The following is a 16,948-nucleotide window of genomic DNA, read 5'->3' on the forward strand; positions in this document are numbered from 1 at the left end:
GGATCACTATGCCGGCTTCATTCGTTCATCTACGCCTGCACACTGAGTACTCCCTGGTCGACGGCCTGGTACGGATAAAACCGCTGGTCAAAACCCTGGTGGGCATGAATATGCCCGCGGTCGCGGTTACCGACCAGAACAACATGTGTTCCCTGGTCAAGTTCTACAAGAACGCCATGGGCGCCGGCATCAAGCCGATCTGCGGCGCCGACCTGTGGCTGTCCAACAAAGATCCGGATAACCCCCTGAGCCGCATCAGCCTGCTGGCGATGAACGGCGTCGGTTATCGCAACCTTACCGAACTGATTTCCCGTGGCTTTATCGACGGCCAGCGCAACGGCTCGATCATCATCGAGCGTGAGTGGGTGGCCGAAGCCAGCGAGGGCCTGATCATGCTCTCGGCGGCCAAAGAGGGTGAAATCGGTATCGCGCTGCTGGGCGGCAACCCCCAGGAAGCCGAGGTGCTGGCGCGCGAGTGGATGCAGGTATTCCCGGGCCGTTTCTACCTGGAAGTGCAGCGCACCAACCGCCCCAACGATGAAGAGCATTTGCACGCTGCTGTAGCCCTGGCCGACAAGCTGGGTGCGCCCCTGGTGGCGACCAACGATGTGCGCTTTATCAAGAAAGAAGATTTCGAAGCCCACGAAACCCGTGTGTGCATCGGCGAAGGCCGGGCCCTGGATGACCCGCGCCGTTCGAAGAACTACAGCGAAGAGCAGTACCTCAAAAGCGCCGATGAAATGGCGGAGCTGTTCAGCGATTTGCCTGAGGCCCTTGAGAACTCCGTCGAGATCGCCAAGCGCTGCAACATTGAAGTAAAGCTGGGCAAGCACTTTCTGCCCAACTTCCCGATTCCCGATGGCATGACCATCGACGAATATTTTCGCAAAGTGTCGTTCGATGGCCTGGAAGAACGCCTCAGCGTCCTGCTCCCCAAGGACACCACCGAAGACTACGAAGCCAAGCGCCAGGTGTATGTCGATCGGTTGAATTTCGAGCTGGATATCATTATCCAGATGGGGTTCCCCGGCTACTTCCTGATCGTAATGGACTTTATCCAGTGGGCCAAAAGCAACGGCGTACCGGTAGGTCCGGGCCGGGGGTCAGGTGCTGGCTCGCTGGTGGCCTATGTACAGAAGATCACCGACCTTGACCCGCTGGAATATGACCTGCTGTTCGAACGGTTCCTGAACCCGGAACGGGTTTCCATGCCCGACTTCGACGTCGACTTCTGCATGGATGGCCGTGACCGCGTGATTGAGTACGTGGCCGAGAAATATGGCCGCAACGCGGTAAGCCAGATCATCACCTTCGGTTCGATGGCCGCCAAAGCGGTAATCCGCGACGTGGCGCGGGTGCAGGGCAAGTCCTACGGTTTGGCGGACCGCCTGTCGAAGATGATCCCGTTCGAAGTCGGCATGACCCTGGAAAAAGCCTACGAGCAGGAAGAGATCCTGCGCGACTTCATCAAGGTCGATGAAGAAGCCGCCGAAATCTGGGACATGGCGCGCAAGCTCGAAGGCGTGGTGCGTAACGTCGGTAAGCACGCCGGCGGTGTGGTTATCGCGCCGACCAAGCTCACCGACTTTTCGCCGATCTATTGCGATGAAGAAGGCGACGGCCTAGTCACCCAGTTCGACAAGGACGACGTGGAGGCGGCCGGCCTGGTGAAGTTCGACTTCCTCGGCCTGCGGACCCTGACGATCATCGACTGGGCGCTCAAGACCATCAACCGCGACCGTGCCAAGGTCGGCGAAGAACCGCTGGATATCGCGTTTATCCCGCTGGACGACAAACCGACCTACAGCCTGCTGCAAAAAGCCGAAACCACCGCGGTATTCCAGCTTGAATCCCGGGGCATGAAGGAGCTGATCAAAAAGCTCAAGCCCGACTGCCTGGAAGACTTGATCGCACTGGTGGCCCTGTTCCGTCCGGGCCCGCTGCAATCGGGCATGGTGGATGACTTCATCAACCGTAAACACGGCCGCGCCGAACTGGCTTACCCGCACTCCGACTACCAGTATGAGGGCCTCAAGCCCGTACTGGCGCCGACCTACGGCATCATCCTGTACCAGGAACAGGTGATGCAGATCGCCCAGGTGATGGCCGGCTACACCCTCGGCGGTGCGGACATGCTGCGTCGCGCCATGGGTAAGAAAAAGCCCGAGGAAATGGCCAAGCAGCGCGGCGGTTTCATTGAAGGCTGCGCGACTAATAACATCGATGCCGACCTGGCCGGTAACATCTTCGACCTGGTAGAAAAATTCGCCGGTTATGGCTTCAACAAATCCCACTCCGCCGCCTACGGCCTGGTGTCGTACCAGACCGCCTGGCTGAAAGCCCATTACCCGGCGCCATTCATGGCGGCGGTACTCTCGGCGGATATGCACAACACCGACAAGGTCGTGACCTTGATCGAAGAAGTGCGCACCATGAAGCTGCGCCTCGACGCGCCGGACGTGAACGCTTCGGAGTTCAAGTTCACGGTGAACGACGAAGGCCGCATCATCTATGGCCTCGGCGCGATCAAGGGCGTGGGCGAAGGCCCGGTGGAGGCCATTACCGAGGCGCGTCAGGACGGGCCGTTCAAAGACCTGTTCGATTTCTGCGCGCGGGTGGACCTCAAGCGCATCAACAAGCGTACCCTCGATGGCCTGATCCGCAGCGGCGCACTCGACCGTCTTGGCCCGTACTTCCATGATGAGCCGAAGGCTTACCAGGCCAATATCGACCGTAACCGGGCGGTGCTGCTGACTGCCATGGAAGAGGCGATCAAGGCTGCCGAACAGACTGCCCGTACCCATGACAGCGGCCACGCCGACCTGTTTGGCGGGCTGTTCGTCGAAGAGGATGCGGATGTCTATGCCAACCACCGCAAGGCCAAGGAACTGACGCTCAAGGAGCGCCTCAAAGGTGAGAAAGACACCTTGGGCCTCTACCTCACCGGCCACCCGATTGACGAGTACGAAGGCGAAATCCGTCGTTTCGCCCGTCAGCGCATCATCGACCTGAAACCGGCGCGGGATACCCAGACCGTCGCCGGCATGATCATCGCCCTGCGGGTGATGAAAAATAAGAAGGGCGACAAGATGGGCTTCATCACCCTCGATGACCGCTCGGGCCGCATCGAAGCGTCATTGTTTGCCGACGCGTTCCATTCCGCCCAGTCGTTGCTGCAAACCGACGCCATGGTGGTGGTGGAAGGGGAGGTCAGCAATGATGACTTCTCCGGTGGCCTGCGCCTGCGCATCAAGCGGGTGATGAGCATGGAAGATGCCCGCACCAACCTAGCCGAGAGCCTGCGCCTGAAGGTCAAGACCGAAGCGCTTAAAGGCGATCAGCTACGCTGGTTGGGGGACTTGCTCAAACGCCACCGTGGCGCATGCCCGGTGACCATGGAGTACACGGGCAGCGATGCCAAGGCCATGTTGCAGTTTGGTGAGACGTGGCGAATTGATCCCGCTGATGGCTTGATTCAAGCTTTGCGTGACCAGTTCGGGCGAGACAACGTCTTCCTCCAATACCGTTGACGGTCAGATGAGTCTGATCTCGACTAAACATTTAATCTCGACCTAAACGCGCCTCTCCCTTAAGGTAGGGCGCGAATAGACAACCGGCTGGCCAGGCACCCCTTGGCCGTCGACCCAAGACGGACGCTTATGAACCCGAATTTTCTTGATTTCGAACAGCCGATCGCTGACCTGCAAGCCAAGATCGAAGAGCTGCGCCTGGTCGGCAATGACAATTCGCTGAATATCGGCGATGAGATCGCTCGCCTGCAAGACAAGAGCAGCACGCTCACCGAAGATATCTTCGGCAAGCTGACCAGCTGGCAGATCGCGCGCCTGGCTCGCCACCCGCGCCGTCCTTACACCCTGGACTACATCGAACACATCTTCACCGAGTTTGACGAGTTGCACGGCGACCGTCACTTCTCCGACGACGCGGCCATCGTGGGCGGCATCGCTCGCCTGGACGACCAGCCGGTGATGGTGATCGGTCACCAGAAAGGCCGTGAAGTGCGCGAGAAAGTACGCCGCAACTTCGGCATGCCGCGCCCGGAAGGCTACCGCAAGGCGTGCCGCCTGATGGAAATGGCCGAGCGTTTCAAGATGCCGATCCTGACCTTCATCGACACGCCGGGTGCCTACCCAGGTATCGACGCCGAAGAGCGCAACCAGAGCGAAGCGATTGCCTGGAACCTGCGCGTCATGGCGCGCCTGAAAACCCCGATCATCGCCACCGTGATCGGTGAAGGTGGTTCCGGCGGTGCGTTGGCCATTGGTGTCTGCGACCAGTTGAACATGTTGCAATATTCGACCTACGCGGTGATCTCGCCGGAAGGTTGCGCCTCGATCCTGTGGAAAACCGCCGAAAAGGCTCCGGACGCTGCCGAAGCCATGGGCATCACCGCCGATCGCCTCAAAGGCCTGGGCATCGTCGACAAGGTCATCGCCGAGCCGCTGGGCGGCGCCCACCGTGACCCGGCTGCCGCTGCTGCGACCATCCGTGCCGAGTTGGGTTCGCAACTGGCGATGCTCAATAAGCTGGATAACGAAGCGCTGCTGGCTCGTCGTTATGAGCGCCTGATGAGCTACGGCCTCTAAGCCGACGCGGTACCCGATGTGGGAGTCGGCTTCTGTAGGAGCGAGCTTGCTCGCGAAAAACTTCAACGATAACGCGTGCTTGTGCAATGAACGCGGCGCCTATGAGTTTTTCGCGAGCAAGCTCGCTCCTACAGGTATTAGGGCAAGCCCGGCTCCACATTTGCTTTGTGTATGCTGACGAACGTATTCCAGCTTTGCGGCGGTGACGTGTGATGAAACCAACCCTGCCGACCACACTCCTGCACACCCTGGCCAATTGGCGCAACGCGCCGGCCTGGCACATTGCATTCTCCGGCGGTCTCGACTCCACCGTCCTGCTGCACCTCCTGGCCTTGCTGGCCAAAATTGAAAATCTGCCTCCTCTCAGCGCCGTCCATGTCCACCATGGTCTGCAAGCTGCTGCCGATGCGTGGCCTGCTCATTGCCAAGCGGTCTGCGACAGCCTGGGCGTTCCCTTGCGAATCATGCGTGTGCAGGTGAGGCCCGGCGCGAGTCTTGAGCGTGCGGCACGTGATGCGCGTTACCAGGCGTTTATGCAGGTAACGGGGGCAGGGGAGGTGCTTCTCACCGGCCAGCATCGCGATGATCAGGCCGAAACCCTGCTGTTCCGTTTGTTACGCGGTGCAGGGGTGCGAGGGTTGGCGGCAATGCCTGGAGATCGCCCTTTGGCGGCTGGGCATTTGGTACGGCCATTGCTGAGCGCTTCCCGTGGTGACTTGGAAGCCTACGCCCATCAGCATCAGTTGCAGTTGATCGAAGATCCCTCCAACGCTGATCCACGGTTTTCCCGCAATTACCTGCGTCACCGCGTATTCCCAACCCTGACGCAACGCTGGCCCCAGGCGATCACCCACCTGGCCCGCACGGCTGAACACATGGCTGAGGCTCAAGGGCTGCTCGACGAATTGGCGCTGATGGACCTGCAGCGCGCCGATCAGCCTTCTGCGTTTCCCTGGTTGCCGCTGCCGTCTCTGGCGCTTGAGCCATTGCGTGAACTATCCGATGCCCGCCAGCGTAACGCCCTGCGGCATTGGCTGATGCCACTGACCCGTTTACCCGACAGCGACCACTGGGCCGGTTGGCATGCCCTGCGCGATGCCAAGGAGGACGCACAGCCTCTATGGTGCTTGGCCGACGGCCAAATGCAGCGTAGCGGTGAACGCATCTGGTGGTTACCTTCAACTTGGTCGGAGTTTTCCGACGCATCGGTGAGCTGGCCCGATGCGCAAAATCCACTAGAGTTAACGGGCAATGGCCAACTGAAGTTTATCGGCAAGGCGCCCGAAGGCCCGCTGCAGGTTCGTTATCGCCAAGGTGGCGAAATCATCGACGTACCGGGCCGAGGCCGGCGTGATCTCAAGCGTCTGCTCAATGAAAGCGGCATGCCGGGCTTCGTCCGTGGCAGATTGCCGCTGGTCTATCGGGGCGAGCAATTGCTGGCTGTGCCAAGCGTTGCGGGGGCATGGGCCCGGTCGGTGGGTGAGGTGCAATTGGATTGGTTGCCACAGACCTGCGATCAAGGTTTGAGCTGATAGCGCCTTTCCGGTAGACTACGCTCCCTTCTTGATACAACTTCTGTGGATTCGCCTGAATCGCAGTCGTTGCCGATTACCAAGCAGTCTTTGCTGGGCGATTCCAAAAAATGTGTAGCGATCAACGTACCGGTGTTTCATTGCTGGTCTGTCACAACGCGGCGGTTTTTTTGAAAGGTGCACTGTGATTAATGCAGGTGATCGGGGGCTTCGGCCTTCCTTCGCTTTCCCCGGCGGCTCGGACCGCTTTAACGCAGACTTCTAGGGTTTTTCATGACGCGCTACATATTCGTCACGGGCGGTGTTGTTTCTTCATTGGGGAAAGGCATTGCCTCCGCTTCATTGGCGGCCATCCTGGAGGCGCGGGGACTTAAGGTCACCATGCTCAAGCTGGACCCGTACATCAACGTTGACCCGGGCACCATGAGCCCGTTCCAGCACGGTGAAGTGTTCGTCACCCACGACGGCGCCGAGACCGACCTGGACCTGGGCCACTACGAGCGGTTCATCCGCACGACCATGACCCAGAACAACAACTTCACCACCGGCCGTGTTTACGAGCACGTGCTGCGCAAAGAGCGCCGTGGTGACTACCTGGGTGCAACCATCCAGGTGATCCCGCACATCACCGACGAAATCAAGCGCCGCATCATCAAGGGTGCAGGCGATGCCGACGTGGCGATGGTCGAGATCGGTGGCACCGTGGGTGACATCGAGTCCCAACCGTTCCTCGAAGCCATCCGCCAGTTGCGTTTCGAAGTCGGCGCCAAGCGCGCGATGCTGATGCACCTGACACTGGTGCCGTATATCGCCACTGCCGGCGAAACCAAAACCAAGCCTACCCAGCACTCGGTCAAGGAACTGCGTTCCATCGGCCTGCAGCCGGATGTGCTGGTATGCCGCTCAGATCACCCGATCGACATTTCCTCGCGCCGCAAGATCGCGCAGTTCACCAACGTTGAAGAGCGTGCGGTAATTGCCCTGGAAGACGCCGACACCATCTACAAGATCCCGGGCATCCTGCATTCGCAGGGGCTGGATGATTTTGTGGTCGAGCGTTTCGGCCTGCAGTGCGGCGGTGCCGACCTGTCCGAGTGGGAAGCGGTTGTCGACGCCAAGCTCAACCCTGAGCATGAAGTCACCATCGCCATGGTCGGTAAGTACATGGAGCTGCTGGACGCGTACAAGTCGCTGATCGAAGCCATGAGCCACGCCGGTATCAGCAACCGTACCAAGGTCAACCTGCGCTACATCGACTCCGAAGACATCGAGAACCAGGGCACCGCGCTGCTCGAAGGTGTTGACGCGATCCTCGTTCCCGGCGGTTTCGGCCTGCGTGGCGTGGAAGGCAAGATCACTGCCGTGCAGTACGCCCGTGAAAACAAGGTGCCGTACCTGGGTATCTGCCTGGGCATGCAAGTGGCCGTTATCGAGTTTGCCCGTAACGTGCTGGGCTGGAAGGACGCCAACTCCACCGAGTTCGATCACAGCAGCGGCCACCCGGTCGTGGGCCTGATCACCGAGTGGGAAGACGCCACCGGCGCCGTTGAAACCCGTACCGAAAGCTCCGACCTGGGTGGCACTATGCGCCTTGGCGCACAAAACTGCTTGCTGGAGCCGGGTTCCCTGGTTCATGACTGCTACGGCAAGGACGTGATCGTCGAGCGCCACCGTCACCGTTATGAAGTGAACAACAACCTGCTGCCGCAGATCAAGGAAGCCGGCCTGAAGATTTCCGGTCGCTCCGATGATGGCAAGCTGGTTGAAGTGGTCGAAGCACCGGATCATCCGTGGTTCGTGGCCTGCCAGTTCCACCCGGAGTTCACCTCGACGCCGCGCGACGGTCATCCGTTGTTCAGTGGTTTCGTCAAAGCAGCACTGACGCAACACCAGAAGAAGGCGTAAACCAGATGGCCCAGAAGATCATTCGCGTAGGCGACATCGAGATTGCCAACGACAAGCCCATGGTGCTGTTCGGCGGCATGAACGTGCTGGAAAGCCGCGACATGGCGATGCAGGTGTGTGAGGAGTACGTGCGTGTCACCCAGAAACTGGGTATCCCTTACGTCTTCAAGGCCAGCTTCGACAAGGCCAACCGTTCGTCCGTGACCTCCTATCGCGGCCCGGGCCTTGAAGAAGGCATGCGGATCTTCCAGGACATCAAGCAAGCCTTCGGCGTGCCGATCATCACCGACGTCCACGAGCCTGAGCAGGCTGCCGTGGTCGCCGAGGTGTGCGACATCATCCAGTTGCCGGCCTTTCTGTCGCGCCAGACCGACCTCGTGGTCGCCATGGCCAAGACCGGCGCTGTGATCAATATCAAGAAAGCCCAGTTTCTCGCGCCCCAGGAGATGAAACACATCCTGAGCAAGTGCGTGGAAGCGGGTAACGACCAGTTGATCCTCTGCGAGCGGGGTTCGAGCTTCGGCTACAACAACCTCGTGGTGGACATGCTCGGTTTCGGCATCATGAAACAGTTCGAATACCCCGTGTTCTTCGACGTGACCCACGCGCTGCAAATGCCCGGTGGTCGTTCGGACTCCGCTGGCGGGCGCCGTGCCCAGGTGACAGACCTGGCCAAGGCGGGCATGAGCCAGTCGCTGGCGGGCCTGTTCCTTGAAGCTCACCCAGACCCGGACAACGCCAAATGTGATGGCCCATGCGCCCTGCGCCTGGACAAGCTGGAGCCATTTCTGGCCCAGCTCAAGCAGTTGGACGAGCTGGTCAAGAGTTTTCCGACGGTAGAGACCGCGTAACTGGCATTTCTCCGGTAGAATTTCCCACGCTTTACGCTCAGGCCCCCGGGCCTGAGCCTTGTCGTCTGCAAGCCTGCCCCGTTGTTCCACCCTTGCGGTCGGTCAAAAGATTTCCTTCAGCTGCGTCGTTTTCGTCAACTTTGGAGTGTTTACAACAATGGCAAAAATCGTCGACATCAAAGGTCGTGAAGTTCTCGACTCCCGTGGCAACCCCACCGTCGAAGCCGACGTGCTTCTCGATAACGGCATCATCGGCAGCGCCTGCGCGCCGTCCGGTGCTTCCACCGGTTCGCGCGAAGCGCTGGAACTGCGTGATGGCGACAAGAGCCGTTACCTGGGCAAGGGTGTACTCAAGGCTGTAGCCAACATCAACGGTCCGATTCGTGACCTGTTGCTGGGCAAGGACCCGCTGGACCAGAAAGCCCTGGACCACGCGATGATCAAGCTCGACGGAACTGAAAACAAAGGCAGCCTCGGCGCCAACGCCATCCTCGCGGTGTCCCTGGCAGCTGCCAAGGCGGCTGCGCAGGACCAGGACCTGCCGTTGTACGCACACATTGCCAACCTGAACGGCACCCCTGGCGTCTACTCGATGCCGGTGCCGATGATGAACATCATCAACGGTGGCGAGCACGCGGATAACAACGTCGACATCCAGGAATTCATGGTGCAGCCGGTTGGCGCCAAGTCCTTCTCCGAAGGCCTGCGCATGGGCACCGAGATTTTCCATCACCTCAAGGCTGTACTGAAGGCCCGTGGCCTGAGCACTGCCGTGGGTGACGAAGGTGGTTTCGCGCCGAACCTGGCCTCCAACGAAGATGCACTCAAAGTCATCTCCGAAGCGGTGGCCAACGCTGGCTACAAGCTGGGCACCGACGTGACCTTGGCCCTGGACTGCGCCGCCAGCGAATTCTATGAAGACGGCAAGTACAACCTGTCCGGCGAAGGCCAGGTGTTCAACTCCGAAGGTTTTGCTGAATACCTCAAGGGCCTGACCCAGCGCTACCCGATCATCTCGATCGAAGACGGCCTGGACGAGTCCGACTGGGATGGCTGGAAAATCCTCACCGACAAGATCGGCGAGAACATCCAGCTGGTGGGTGACGACTTGTTCGTGACCAACACCAAGATCCTGAAAGAAGGCATCGACAAGAAGATCGCCAACTCGATCCTGATCAAGTTCAACCAGATCGGCACCCTGACCGAAACCCTGGAAGCCATCCAGATGGCCAAGGCTGCGGGCTACACTGCCGTGATCTCCCATCGCTCCGGCGAAACCGAAGATTCCACCATTGCCGACCTGGCCGTGGGTACTTCGGCGGGCCAGATCAAGACCGGTTCCCTGTGCCGTTCCGATCGCGTGTCCAAGTACAACCAATTGCTGCGCATCGAAGAGCAATTGGCAGGTAAAGCCAAGTACAACGGTCGCGGCGAGTTTCGCGGCTAAGCAGTAAATGGTAAAAAGTCGGCGGATTACGTCAGAAATCTCACGAAAGTGTGAATTTCGGCGCTAATCTGCTGACTGACAAGCGCAAGCCTGGTTTTACCAGGCTTTGTGCTATCAGTTGCTGCAAAAGGTTTGCATGACTGTCTTTTTTCACTGGATACCCGGATTTCGATGCGCAGTCCCAATTGGTTGTTCCTCGTCTTGCTCTTGTTGCTGGCTGGCCTGCAGTACCGCCTATGGGTCGGTAATGGCAGCTTTGCGCAGGTAGAAGAGTTGACCCAGCAAATTGCCGACCAGCGTGCCGAAAACGAACGCTTGCTGGAGCGCAACCGCGTCCTCGACGCTGAAGTGCTTGAGCTGAAAAAAGGCACGGAGACCGTTGAAGAGCGGGCTCGCCATGAACTGGGCATGGTCAAGGAGGGCGAAACCCTCTACCAGTTGGCCCAATGAGCCACGATTTACCGGCCTTCTGGGCCGTGATTCCTGCCGCGGGCGTCGGTGCCCGTATGGCTGCGGACCGCCCCAAGCAGTACCTGCAATTGGGCGGGCGCACTATTCTCGAACACAGCCTCGGCTGTTTTCTCGACCATCCATGCCTCAAGGGCCTGGTGGTTAGTCTTGCAGTTGATGATCCTTATTGGCCCAGCTTGGCGTGCGCCAATGACCCGCGTATCCAGCGTGCCGACGGCGGCTCGGAACGTTCCGGCTCGGTTCTCAATGCGCTGCTGCAACTCAATGCCCTGGGCGCCAGTGATGACGACTGGGTATTGGTGCACGACGCTGCGCGACCTAACCTGAGCCGTGATGACCTCGACAAGCTCCTGGCCGAACTGGCCGATGACCCGGTAGGCGGCCTGCTGGCGGTGCCGGCGCGCGACACCCTCAAACGTGTCGACAAGCATGGCCGTGTGGTTGACACCATCGATCGCAGCTTGATCTGGCAGGCTTACACGCCGCAGATGTTCCGCCTCGGCGCCTTGCATCGCGCCTTGGCGGACAGCCTGGTGGCCGATGCGGTGATCACCGATGAGGCCTCGGCCATGGAGTGGTCCGGGCAGGCGCCGCGTCTGGTTGAAGGGCGTTCGGACAATATCAAGGTGACTCGGCCGGAAGATCTGGAGTGGTTGAAATTGCGCTGGGCTAACCGGCGCTAACCTGTCAGACCGCGTCGGCTGCATCGCAGGCAAGCCAGCTCCCACATTTGATCGCTGCCCCATCAAACAACTCGGTCAACTGTGGGAGCCGGGCTTGCCCGCGATGAGGCCGGTGCATGCCACCTCAATTCAATGCTTGTACTCCGGCCTCTCAGCCAACCCCACCTTCAAGAACTCCACCAACTTCCGTACCTTCGGCGACAAATGCCGCTGCTGCGGATACAACGCCCACACCGCAGTATTCGGCGGTTGATGAGCCTCTAGCAACGACACCAACGCCCCGCTGTGCAGATGCTCCAGCACGTAGTAGTCCGGTAACTGGCACAAGCCCATGCCTTGCAATGCCGCATCCAGCACCGCTTGCCCACTGTTGCAGCGCCAATTGCCTTGCACGCGCTGGGAAAATTCCCGCCCGTCCTGAGCCATTTGCCAGATATCCGAGCTGCCAATCAGGCAGTTGTGCCGGCTCAACTCCGACAAGCTGTGTGGCCGACCGTACCGTTCGAGGTAGGAGGGCGACGCACACAGGTACATGCGCCGAGGTGCCAGGCGGCTGGCAACCATGCGCGAGTCTTGCAGGCGTCCCAGGCGGATGGCCAGGTCGAGGCCTTCGTGGACCAGGTCCAGGGAGCGGTTGGTCAACTCGATGTCCACGCGCAGTTGCGGATAGTGCGCCATGAACCGCGTCACCAGCGGCACGATAAAACGCTCGCCATAGGCCACTGCGCAGGTCATGCGCAACATGCCCTTGGGTTCGCTGGTCAGGTCGCCCACCGCTCGCAGGGCTTCCTCGCGACCGTCCTGCAGGCGTTGGCAGTGTTGCAGGAAGGTCTGGCCGGCTTCGGTCAGCGTCACCTTGCGCGTACTGCGGTACAGCAATCGGGTTTGCAAGCGTTCTTCCAGGCGCGCCACCTGCCGGCTGACGTGGGAGGACGATACGCCCAGGCGCTCGGCCGCCGCCGTGAACTGGCTGCATTCGGCCACCGCGACAAACTCGTCAATGCCTTCCCAGCGGTTCTCCAGCATGCTGATTGTCCCTATACGGCAATAATGTTTTGCTTTCGCCTGGATTATTCATCAATAGGCGATGTTTTACACTCACCGTCTCAGTTTTTAACCCGATGGAGAACCCCGGATGATCAAGTCCCGTGCCGCCGTAGCCTTCGAAGCCAAGAAGCCCCTTGAGATTGTTGAAGTGGATGTCGCCATGCCCAAGGCTGGCGAAGTGTTGCTGCGGGTGGTCGCGTCCGGCGTGTGCCATACCGACGCCTACACCTTGTCGGGCGCAGACCCGGAAGGCATCTTCCCGTCGATCCTGGGCCATGAAGGCGGCGCAGTGGTGGAAGCCATCGGCGAGGGCGTGACCTCGGTGGCTGTGGGCGATCACGTGATCCCGCTGTACACCCCGGAATGCGGCAAGTGCAAGTTCTGCCTGAGTGGCAAGACCAACCTGTGCCAGGCCATTCGCGCGACTCAGGGCAAGGGCTTGATGCCGGATGGCACCACACGTTTCTCCTACAAGGGCCAGCCGATTTTCCACTACATGGGCACCTCGACGTTCTCCGAGTACACCGTGCTGCCGGAAATCTCCGTGGCCAAGATTCCTAAAGAAGCACCGCTGGAAAAAGTCTGCCTGCTCGGTTGCGGTGTCACCACCGGCATTGGTGCGGTGATCAACACCGCCAAGGTCAAGCCGGGCGACACCGTGGCCGTCTTCGGCCTGGGCGGCATTGGTCTGTCGGCGATTATCGGCGCGGTCAAGGCCAAGGCCGGTCGCATCATCGCCATTGATATCAACCCGGCCAAGTTCGAAATCGCCAAGCAACTGGGCGCCACCGATTGCATTAATCCGAAAGACTACGACCGCCCAATCCAGGACGTGATTGTCGACCTGACTGACGGCGGCGTGGACTTTTCCTTCGAGTGCATTGGCAATGTGCAACTGATGCGTGCCGCGCTCGAGTGCTGCCACAAAGGCTGGGGTGAATCGGTGATCATCGGTGTGGCCGGCGCTGGCCAGGAAATTGCCACTCGTCCATTCCAACTGGTCACCGGGCGCGTCTGGCGTGGTTCGGCGTTTGGTGGCGTGCGCGGTCGTACCGAATTGCCAAGCTACGTGGAAATGGCCCAGACCGGTGAAATCCCGCTGGATACCTTCATCACCCACACCATGGGTCTGGAAGATATCAACAAAGCGTTTGACCTGATGCATGAAGGCAAGAGCATTCGTACCGTCATTCACTTCTGAGGTCGGCCATGAGTCTGGAAAACCTGTCATGCCAGAAGAGCTTCGGCGGCTGGCATAAACGTTACAAGCATCATTCCGATGTGCTGGGTTGCGACATGACTTTTGCCGTCTACCTGCCGCCGCAAGCGGAGCAGGGCGGCAAGCTGCCGGTGCTGTATTGGCTGTCCGGGTTGACCTGTACTGACGAGAACTTCATGCAGAAGGCCGGCGCCCAGCGCATGGCTGCCGAACTGGGCTTGATCATCGTCGCGCCAGATACCAGCCCCCGTGGCCCTGGCGTGCCGGGCGACCCGGACAATGCCTGGGACTTCGGCCTCGGCGCGGGCTTCTACCTCAATGCCACCCAGGAACCCTGGGCCAAGCACTATCGGATGCATGACTACGTGGTGCAGGAGTTGCCGGCACTGGTGGAAGCGCATTTCCCTGCGTCGGATAAACGCGGCATCAGCGGCCACTCCATGGGCGGTCACGGTGCGCTGGTCTGCGCATTGCGCAACCCTGGACGGTACCTGTCGGTGTCGGCGTTTTCGCCGATCAACAACCCGATGGACTGCCCATGGGGCCAGAAAGCCTTTTCCCGTTATTTGGGGGAAGAGCGTTCGAAATGGCGCGAATGGGATGCCTGCGTACTGATCAGCGAAGCCTCGGAAAAGTTGCCGCTGTTGGTGGACCAGGGCGATCGCGACGATTTCCTTGAGGTTCAACTCAAGCCCGAAGCCTTGCTGCAAGCGGCCAAGGCAGCCAACCATCCGCTGGAACTGCGCCTGCAGCCTGGCTACGACCACAGCTACTTCTTTATCGCCAGCTTCATCGAAGACCATTTGCGGCATCATGGTCGTGCTTTGCTCGGTTAATCTGAGGCAAAAGTAGGTAGAATCACGCCCTGAATTAAATCGGGGCGTTTTTTTATGCGTATTGGCCACGGCTACGATGTGCACCGTTTCGCTGAAGGCGATTTCATCACCCTGGGCGGCGTGCGCATTGCACACCACCATGGGTTGCTGGCTCATTCCGACGGCGACGTGGTCTTGCACGCCTTGAGCGATGCTTTGCTCGGCGCGGCGGCATTGGGCGACATCGGCAAGCACTTTCCGGACACCGATCCCACCTTCAAGGGCGCGGACAGCCGTGTGTTGCTGCGCCATGTGGTCGGCCTGATCCACGCCAAGGGCTGGAAGGTCGGCAACGTCGACAACACCATCGTCGCCCAGGCGCCAAAAATGGCCCCCCATATCGAAGCGATGCGCGCTGCGATCGCCGCAGACCTGCAAATTGAATTGGATCAAGTCAACGTGAAAGCCACCACCACCGAAAAGCTCGGGTTTACCGGTCGTGAAGAGGGCATCGCAGTGCACTCCGTCGCCTTGTTGCTGCGCGCATGAACGACCTGCAACTGCTGGGCCCGCGGGCCTATGGCGAGGCCCTGGGCAGCGCGGTACTGAAGGCCACGGCCGAAGACTTCCAGGTTGATGAGGTGCTGGACATTCCGCTGACCGGCGACGGCGAGCACCTGTGGCTGTGGGTGGAAAAACGCGGCTTGAACACCGAGGAAGCCGCACGGCGTATCGCCAAGGCGGCTGGCGTGCCGTTGCGCACCGTCAGCTATGCCGGGCTCAAGGACCGTCAGGCCCTGACCCGCCAGTGGTTCAGCGTGCAATTGCCCGGCAAGGCCGACCCGGACATGAGCGGCGCAGAAAACGATACGCTCAAGATACTGAAAACTGCCCGCCACAAGCGCAAGCTGCAGCGTGGTGCCCATTCGGCCAATGGCTTCACCCTGCGCCTGACCCAACTGGCCGGCGACACCGCTGCCATCGATGCACGTTTGCAGTTGATTGCGCGGCACGGCATCCCCAATTACTTCGGCACCCAGCGTTTCGGCCACAACGGCGGCAACGTGGTGGATGCTCGCGAGTGGGCCGCCCGCAAGGCCCTGCCCGAGCAGCGCAACGTGCGCTCGCGCTTGCTGTCCACCGCTCGCAGTTACCTGTTCAACCAAGTGTTGGCGGCCCGCGTCGCCGACGGTTCATGGCAGCGAGCCCAAGTCGGCGATCTGCTGGCGTTCACCGACAGTCGCAGTTTTTTTCCGGCCGGGGAAGCTGAATGCAGTGACCCGCGCCTGGCGATCCTGGACCTGCACCCCACCGGCCCGCAGTGGGGCGAAGGCGATTCGCCGGCGAAAGGTCTTACATACGAGCTGGAACAATCTGTCGCCGCTGGCGAAGCTGACCTACGTGATTGGCTGGTGAAGGCGGGAATGAGCCAGGAACGTCGCATTCTGCGACTGCCCATTGGCGGGTTGACGTGGCATTATCCCGGGCCTGACATTCTGCAATTGGAATTCGTCCTGCCGGCCGGATGCTTCGCCACTGTCTTGGTGCGCGAGCTTGTTGATCTGGTGCCGGTGGGGCAGACGGACAGCCCATGCGTATTCTGATATCAAACGATGACGGTGCCACCGCACCCGGTCTTGCCGCGCTCCATGCTGCGCTGCAGGATTACGCCGAGTGCGTGGTGGTTGCCCCCGACCAGGACAAGAGCGGCGCCAGCAGTTCGCTGACGCTCGACCGTCCGCTGCACCCGCGGGTCCTGGCCAATGGCTTTATCAGCGTTAACGGAACCCCCACCGACTGCGTGCACCTGGCAATCAACAGTTTGCTGGAGCACCAGCCAGACCTGGTGGTCTCGGGGATCAACCTGGGCGCCAACCTGGGTGACGACGTGCTGTATTCCGGCACCGTGGCGGCGGCCCTCGAAGGGCGCTTCCTGGGCCGAACCGGCTTTGCCTTTTCTTTTGCTTCGCGGCAATTGGATAACCTGGCGACGGCGGCCTACTACGCGCGCAAGTTGGTGGAGGCACATGCTTCCCTGGACCTGCCGCCGCGTACGGTGCTCAACGTCAATATCCCCAACTTGCCCCTTGACCACATTCGCGGTATCCAGCTCACACGCCTGGGCCATCGCGCCCGTGCGGCGGCGCCCTTGAAGGTGGTCGACCCACGCGGCAAGGAAGGCTATTGGATCGCCGCCGCTGGCGACGCCGAAGATGGCGGCGAGGGCACGGACTTTCATGCGGTGATGCAAGGCTATGTCTCCGTTACCCCGTTGCTGTTTGATCGCACCTTCAGTGATGCCTTCAGTGGCCTTGATGGCTGGCTGGAGGGACTGCGTTGATGGCTCGTGAACAAGACGACTTGTTGCGCC

At 60.3% G+C, this 16,948-nt stretch carries 14 protein-coding genes; 13 read left to right on the forward strand and 1 reads right to left on the reverse strand.

Annotated elements, in window-relative coordinates; translation table 11 throughout:
• Positions 1-8: 8 nt before the first annotated feature.
• The 8 genes from dnaE (at position 9) to ispD (ending at position 11,496) form a co-directional block, all read left to right on the forward strand.
• Positions 9-3,530: a DNA polymerase III subunit alpha gene (gene dnaE, locus V8689_RS06745; protein ID WP_056790270.1), complete on the forward strand. Its 3,522-nt coding sequence runs from the start codon at positions 9-11 to the stop codon at positions 3,528-3,530.
• 129 nt (positions 3,531-3,659) lie between these two features.
• Entirely contained in the window at positions 3,660-4,607 is a 948-nt protein-coding gene (locus tag V8689_RS06750; protein ID WP_056790273.1) for an acetyl-CoA carboxylase carboxyltransferase subunit alpha, read from the forward strand.
• 212 nt (positions 4,608-4,819) lie between these two features.
• On the forward strand, positions 4,820-6,139 hold the full coding sequence (tilS, locus tag V8689_RS06755; RefSeq protein ID WP_056790276.1) for a tRNA lysidine(34) synthetase TilS: 1,320 nt from the start codon (positions 4,820-4,822) through the stop codon (positions 6,137-6,139).
• A gap of 273 nt (positions 6,140-6,412) precedes the next feature.
• A complete protein-coding gene (locus tag V8689_RS06760) occupies positions 6,413-8,044 on the forward strand; it encodes a CTP synthase (protein ID WP_032893177.1) in 1,632 nt (543 codons plus the stop codon).
• Positions 8,045-8,049: 5 nt separating this feature from the next.
• The gene (gene kdsA / locus V8689_RS06765; RefSeq protein ID WP_003189190.1) at positions 8,050-8,895 is read left to right on the forward strand and encodes a 3-deoxy-8-phosphooctulonate synthase; all 846 of its coding nucleotides are present in this window, start codon (positions 8,050-8,052) and stop codon (positions 8,893-8,895) included.
• Positions 8,896-9,052: 157 nt separating this feature from the next.
• Positions 9,053-10,342: a phosphopyruvate hydratase gene (gene eno / locus V8689_RS06770; protein ID WP_056790279.1), complete on the forward strand. Its 1,290-nt coding sequence runs from the start codon at positions 9,053-9,055 to the stop codon at positions 10,340-10,342.
• Between the two features lie 171 nt (positions 10,343-10,513).
• Entirely contained in the window at positions 10,514-10,792 is a 279-nt protein-coding gene (gene ftsB, locus V8689_RS06775; protein ID WP_003189195.1) for a cell division protein FtsB, read from the forward strand.
• Complete coding sequence (gene ispD / locus V8689_RS06780; protein ID WP_056790284.1) at positions 10,789-11,496, forward strand: 2-C-methyl-D-erythritol 4-phosphate cytidylyltransferase; 708 nt, start codon at positions 10,789-10,791, stop codon at positions 11,494-11,496. The genes ftsB and ispD overlap by 4 nt, the downstream gene beginning before the upstream one ends.
• 129 nt (positions 11,497-11,625) lie before the next feature.
• Here ispD and V8689_RS06785 read toward each other — a convergent pair whose 3' ends face one another.
• Complete coding sequence (locus V8689_RS06785) at positions 11,626-12,522, reverse strand: LysR substrate-binding domain-containing protein (RefSeq protein ID WP_056790287.1); 897 nt, start codon at positions 12,520-12,522, stop codon at positions 11,626-11,628.
• A 109-nt stretch (positions 12,523-12,631) separates the two neighbouring features.
• On the opposite strand from V8689_RS06785, the gene V8689_RS06790 reads away from it, so the two are divergent.
• From V8689_RS06790 to surE, 5 genes are read left to right on the forward strand one after another with little or no spacing between them, the layout of a single operon-like run.
• The gene (locus tag V8689_RS06790) at positions 12,632-13,744 is read left to right on the forward strand and encodes an S-(hydroxymethyl)glutathione dehydrogenase/class III alcohol dehydrogenase (RefSeq protein WP_003189203.1); all 1,113 of its coding nucleotides are present in this window, start codon (positions 12,632-12,634) and stop codon (positions 13,742-13,744) included.
• A gap of 8 nt (positions 13,745-13,752) precedes the next feature.
• Positions 13,753-14,598: an S-formylglutathione hydrolase gene (gene fghA, locus V8689_RS06795; RefSeq protein WP_056790290.1), complete on the forward strand. Its 846-nt coding sequence runs from the start codon at positions 13,753-13,755 to the stop codon at positions 14,596-14,598.
• Positions 14,599-14,652: 54 nt separating this feature from the next.
• Positions 14,653-15,126: a 2-C-methyl-D-erythritol 2,4-cyclodiphosphate synthase gene (gene ispF, locus V8689_RS06800; RefSeq protein ID WP_032893173.1), complete on the forward strand. Its 474-nt coding sequence runs from the start codon at positions 14,653-14,655 to the stop codon at positions 15,124-15,126.
• Complete coding sequence (gene truD / locus V8689_RS06805) at positions 15,123-16,181, forward strand: tRNA pseudouridine(13) synthase TruD (RefSeq protein WP_034126844.1); 1,059 nt, start codon at positions 15,123-15,125, stop codon at positions 16,179-16,181. Before ispF ends, truD begins: the two co-directional genes overlap by 4 nt.
• Positions 16,169-16,918 (forward strand): 5'/3'-nucleotidase SurE, encoded by a 750-nt coding sequence (gene surE / locus V8689_RS06810; RefSeq protein WP_003189210.1) that lies wholly within the window; start codon positions 16,169-16,171, stop codon positions 16,916-16,918. The genes truD and surE overlap by 13 nt, the downstream gene beginning before the upstream one ends.
• The last annotated feature ends 30 nt before the right edge of the window (positions 16,919-16,948 follow it).

Source organism: Pseudomonas sp. AK181, assembly GCF_051122975.1.
GTDB classification, from domain to species: domain Bacteria; phylum Pseudomonadota; class Gammaproteobacteria; order Pseudomonadales; family Pseudomonadaceae; genus Aquipseudomonas; species Aquipseudomonas lactis.